This window comes from Streptomyces sp. NPDC058086, assembly GCF_042885015.1.
Classification (GTDB): domain Bacteria; phylum Actinomycetota; class Actinomycetes; order Streptomycetales; family Streptomycetaceae; genus Streptomyces.
Map to the genome: position 1 here is coordinate 1 of NZ_JBHVST010000226.1, position 5176 is coordinate 5176.

3 protein-coding genes are annotated in these 5176 nt (G+C 67.4%); all 3 read right to left on the reverse strand.

Annotated elements, in window-relative coordinates; translation table 11 throughout:
- Positions 1-390: 390 nt before the first annotated feature.
- On the reverse strand, positions 391-549 hold the full coding sequence (locus ACFVWD_RS57130) for a hypothetical protein (RefSeq protein WP_389606999.1): 159 nt from the start codon (positions 547-549) through the stop codon (positions 391-393).
- 876 nt (positions 550-1425) lie between these two features.
- Complete coding sequence (locus tag ACFVWD_RS57135; protein ID WP_389607001.1) at positions 1426-4359, reverse strand: BTAD domain-containing putative transcriptional regulator; 2934 nt, start codon at positions 4357-4359, stop codon at positions 1426-1428.
- 283 nt (positions 4360-4642) lie between these two features.
- The coding region (locus ACFVWD_RS57140; protein WP_389607002.1) for a CU044_5270 family protein at positions 4643-5176 on the reverse strand (534 nt) is incomplete at its 5' end.

A 5176-nucleotide genomic window follows, 5' to 3' on the forward strand; every position in this document is an offset into this window, starting at 1 on the left:
CAACCCGCAGGCCAGCTCACGAAGCCTAAGCCGGCGTGCAGCACTCTCCCTAATTGGTCTCTATTCTGCCCCGGCCTGAAGGCCGGGGCACTCTCGCAAGATCAGAGGTAGGCGCGTTTGGACACCTCGGTAGTAGAACAGGCGCAGGGCCTGGTGATCATGGAGCTGCGATGCTCTGTGATCACCGGGAGACCTGTGCCTGCCCTGCCCGCGGCCACATCCGGTCCACGCCTGGTTCACACGCGCTGATCCACAACGTGACAGGGCCGGATCAAGGTGAGACAGACCCGATGCAGAAGGGGCACCCCTCAGCGAGAGGCACCCCTTCTGACCAGCACGTCTATAACCTGCGGAGTCGGCGCGATCCGCACCCATGTTGACGCTTTCACGTCACACGTTTTTCAAGGCCGTGACCACCTTGCCGTCCTTGTCATGGGCGGGAGTGCCGTCATTCCCCGACCAGCGGCCCTCGTAGATCTTGCCGTTATGGTCGATGAGGAAGTGGTAGCCGATTGTCGCCCCAGTCGTTGCCGATCGCGTGGAGTTCATAAAAGGCGCGCACTGTCGCCGCGGGATTCGGATCGTCGTTCGCCGTGACGGTGTGGTGGACCGTGAGCGCCTGCAGGGGGGAGAAGCGGGTCGGAGAGAACTCCTTGCCGTTCGGCAAGAAGCGCCTGCTCTCGTCGGCTCCCCACCCCGCACGCGAGACGAAATTCCCAGTGGGAACGCCGGCGACGGCTTCGCTGTCGGCATTACGGAGACGTTCGTCGGGGATCCGCCGACGGGCGCGTCCAGTGGCGGAGCCAGTCCGGCCTCGACGGCGGTTGCGTTCAAGATGTCCACCTGCGACGGAGCGTCGATCTGATAGCCGAAGCTGCCGCGACCAGGCACCAATGCCCTGGACGGCGCGGGAAACTTCATCGAGCTGTCTTCGGGATCCTTTCCACAGGGGCAGCCCGCACTCACCGCCTGCCAGGCACCGGGTGCCCCCGCCTTGTCGAACAGACGGACCCTGATGCCTCGCTGCGGGCCCGTCCAGGTGATCCCGACCGCGGTGATAGGGAAGTCCGTCCGATGGACGTCTCTGCCCGGCCATGACGTCTCGAGGACGCGGGTCTTGAACCCCGGCGACCGTGAAGCCGCGCCGCCAGAGGGCGAGTCGGGCACATCGGCGAGTGGGTGATCACACGAGGAGAGGGCCGGAGCCACGGCCGCCGCTCCTATCCCGTACAGCAGCAGTCGACGCGACAGGGCGAAAACGCTGATGTGTGCACGGGGTTGATCGAGCGGTGCCTTCGACAAGATAACTCCTCAGTCACCGAGGCAGGGCTGGACGGGGAACACATACGGCTCCGAGGAGCCGTATGGTTCACACCCTCAGCACCACGCGTCCGCAGCCGTACACGCCTGCGTCGACGGCTGCGGCTACGACTGGTCCAGGAGGCGAAGACTGTCCCGGACCTTCCGGGCGTCCGGGTGGCCGAGCGTCTCCAGGATGGAGACGGCCGCCTGCCATGCGGCACGTGCCGCCTCGGTGTTCCCCAAGGCCCGCTGCGCCTCGCCCATGTGGCCCAGGGCTGAGGCCTCCAGGCACCGGTCGCCGATGCGACGGCCCGGCACCAGGGCACGCTGGTAGCAGTTGATGGCCGCGGCGTAGTCGCCGGCGCAGTGATGGGCATACCCGAGGCCGTCGTGCGCGGCGGCCTCGCCCATCAAGTCCCCGCTCTTCTGGTGCAGGGTGATGGCTCGGGCACAGTAGTCGACTGCCTGCTTGAACCAGCCGAGCATGATGTGAATCCAGCCGAGTTCGTTGAGCACGCTTGCCTGCCCGCTCAGGTGCCCGGCGCGCTCGTACAGCGCGTACGCCAGTTGGTAGCGACCGCATGCGGCCTCGTACCCGCCAGCGCGAAGGTCCTGGAGGGCCAGAATGCGGTGTGTCCGAGCCTGGCCGAGAGGGTCCCCAAGAAAGGTGAAGAGCTCGAGAGCACGCTCCAGGTGAGGGCGTGCTTCTTGTGTGCGTTGCAGCCGGACGAAAGTAAAACCCAGCATCTGGTGTGCGTGCGCCTGCCCTGTGCCGTCACTCACGCGCCGTGCAGCGGTGAGGGCAGCCTGCTGGGTCAGGAGCAAATCGTGCCAGTATCCCTGCCTGTCCAGGAAGGGAACCATCGCGGACGCCAACCGCCAGGCATGCCCGGCGAAGGCACCGGTGCTTGCCTGCACGACTGTTGTGCACAGCATCCGGCGCTCGGTTTGCAGCCAGCCCATGGCACCCTGAAGGTCGGTGATCTGCTCAGGGGTCGTGCCGTACAGCGGTTCTGGTGGTTCCACGGTCTCGCGGTACGGTGTGAGCAGCGTGGAGGCACCGAGCGCGGTGTGCAGGAAGTGATCGAGCAGGCGCTGCTCAGCCCGGTGCCGTTCCGCCTCGGTGTCGTGCTCACGGACGAGTTCGGCGGCGTAGCACCGCAGCAGGTCGTGGAAGTCGAAGCGACCGGGGGCAACCTCGGCGAGCAGGTGAACGCGGGCCAGATCGGCGAGAAACGCGCGTGCGTCGCGGGGTGGCACCGCGGCCAGACTGGCCGCGGTGGGTACGGAGATCTCCGGACCGAGATGGAGCGAGAGCAGCCGAAACAGCCGCGCCGCCCCAGGAGAAAGGGCGCGGTATGACCACGAGAACGCCGCTCGCGCGTCGGTGGCAGGATCGCCGTCGGCGAAGGCGTCCAAACTCCCCTGGCTCTCGGTGAGTTCCTCGGCGATGGCGGACAGCGGAAAACAGGGATGCATGGCGGCCCGCGCCGCCACGACGGCCAGGGCGAGGGGCAGTCGCCCGCAGAGTTCCACGATCGCGTCCAGAGCCTGAGGCTCGGCTGCCACGCGTGCGGCACCGATCCGGCGAGTCAGCATGTCCCTGGCCTCATCCGGAGACATCAGATCGAGCCACAGGGGGCGGGCACCGTTGCTCACCACCAGTCCCTGCAACCGGGTCCTGCTGGTGACGATGACGAAACACGACGACGTACCGGGAAGCAGGGGACGCACTTGTTCGGAGTTTTGCGCGTCGTCGAGCACGATCAGCATTCGGCGCTCCGCGAGCAGGCTGCGATAAAGGGCGGCCTGGGCCAGGGGATCCGCCGGTATCTCGTGCGACGACATGCCCAGCGCCTCGAGGAAGTGCCGAATCACCGCTTCTGGATCCGCCGTGCTGCCGGAATCGACACCGCGCAGACTGACGAACAGCTGGCCATCAGGGAAGCATGAGGCGATCCGGTGCGCCCAGTGGACGGCGAAGGCGGTCTTGCCGGTGCCTGCCATGCCGCTGATGGCCACCACGGCGGGTCGTCTCTTGTCCGACAGGAGCGCCTCACCATGGGCGAGTTCGGCCATACGCCCGGTGAAGACGTTCAAAACCGCAGGGAGCTGGGAAGGCTGCACGGTGATCGCGTCTTCGCCTGTTCCCTCTCGGTGCCTTGCAACCTCGTCAAACGAGGGCACGTCCGAGTCGACACCGGTTTCCCGATCCGGCACCCAGCCAAAGCATGCGGCGTCGCGGTCAACTGCATCGACGCCGTCCCCACCACCACCTGCCACCACCACTCCCGGCAGGGACAGTGACGGATCCGCGGTCAGTACACGGCTGTGCAGCTCACGCAGTGCGGGGCCCGGATCGACACCCAGCTCTTCCACCAGCATCCGGCGCGTCAAGCGGTACATCTCCAGTGCCTCCGCCTGACGGCCGCACCGGTACAACGCCAGCAGGAGCAGTTCGCTGAGCCGTTCCCGCAGCGGGTGGCGCGCCCGCAGCGATGTCAACTCGCCAACCAGATCCTCGTGGCGGCCCAGCACGAGGTCGACGGACAACCGGACCTCGATCGCCCCCAGCCGGAGTTCCACCAGCCGGGACCGTTCGGTTTCGGCGAGCGGGCCGGGCACTCCGGACAGTGGAGTGCCGCCCCACTCGACAAGTGCGGAACGCAGCAACTCACTGGCACGCGCCGGGTCTCCCTCTCTTAGTAGTCCTCGGGCTTCCGCCAGCCGCGCCTCGAACACGGCCAGGTCAAGGGAAGAGTCATCGATGCACAGCGCGTATCCGTCGGCTATGGACACCACCAGCTGCGGGGGTGAGCCGGGCACTCGGTCCGGTTCCAGCACCCTGCGCAACCGCGACACGTACGTACGCACAATCGCGACCGGATCCGAGGGCTGTTCCTCGCCCCACAGCGCGTCGACCAGCTCAGCGACGCCAACGGGCCGGCCGCGCTGCAGTAGAAGGGCCGTGAGCACTGCACGTTGCTGAGGCGGTCCCAGGGGCGCTTCCCTGCCGTTGACCCATGCCCGCACCGGCCCCAGTACGGTGAATCGCACAGCGATCGATCCCTTCCAAGCGGCACTGTCGAGTACGAGCAGGCCGCCCACGACACGGCGAGCGGCCTGCGTCCTTCGTAGCGTTGTGCTGCCTGCCGTCAGCTCTGGCAGGCCGTGCGGCGCCTGCGCGCGATGAGCACTGCGCCAGTGCCGACCAACCACGACCGCGAGACCGACGCCCGCGACGACGGGAGTGCTGCCCGACGCGCCGGTCCTGATCGCGTGGCGACATACGCACTGCCCAGCGGGGTCCAAGCGGGGTCCCAGCGGGGCGATCGCGTTCTCACGCACCGGCACCTTGCGCGCCGGGGCGCTGCTTCTGGGCGTCGACGACGGCCCGCTCCAGCACGGCGGTGTATTCGAGGACCGTGCCAGGCTTGACGTCGTCGGCCTGCTCGACCTGGACACCGCGGCTGCCGAGATAGGAGTACGTCTTGCGGTCGAAGATCCACTCGGTGCGATCGCCGCTCTGCTGGTCGACATGGGCCAGGGCGATGCCCTCGCGTCCCGCGGCGTCCTGGGCATGGTCCACCACCACAACCCCGGGGATCTTGGCCGCGGCCCGGTACAGCGCTGCGTTCAGCTTCGCCGGTGCGAGCTGCTCCCCGAGCAGGTCGCCGACCGTGGTGAATGCCTCCTGGTCGGGGGAGTTCCCCTGGCCCTTGGTCTCCTTGTAGATCTTCTTCAGCAGGGCGTCCGGGTCGGTGGGCAGCGTCTTGAGGTAGTCGTAGGAGGGGGCGTTCAAGCTGCTCTCGACGTCGCTGTTGAGGGTGACACCGCCCTTGGGCTGGTAGCCGGGCTCGTCCAGCCAGCCCTG

Excerpts from the sequence above, each read along its gene's own strand:
- ACFVWD_RS57130 (WP_389606999.1), bottom strand. The coding sequence starts at position 549 with ATGAACTCCACGCGATCGGCAACGACTGGGGCGACAATCGGCTACCAC.